Here is a 201-nt window from a genome sequence, read left to right on the forward strand (position 1 = left end):
GTCGTGGCCGGCGTCGAGCGCGGCGACGATGGCGTCGCGCATCGCCAGCCAGTTGCCCTGAGTCATGTTGGCGCTGTCCAGCGGCGGTTGCAGTTCGGCGAAGCGCCAGCGCAGGTCCGGGGCGTCGCCGAGGCTTTGCAGGTGGTCGCGCATGCGCGCTTCGAAGCCACCGGCCGGAGCCAGTCCCTGAGGGGTCTGCAG

At 71.6% G+C, this 201-nt stretch carries 1 protein-coding gene; it reads right to left on the reverse strand.

Features of this window, described 5'->3' with window-relative positions; all coding sequences use genetic code 11:
* Positions 1 to 201 (reverse strand): hypothetical protein (locus tag G5A07_RS22225; RefSeq protein WP_223107949.1); only part of this gene is annotated, 201 nt, incomplete at both ends.

The sequence above is a fragment of the Stenotrophomonas sp. AS012628 genome, assembly GCF_010608305.1.
Classification (GTDB): Bacteria; Pseudomonadota; Gammaproteobacteria; order Xanthomonadales; family Xanthomonadaceae; genus Stenotrophomonas; species Stenotrophomonas geniculata.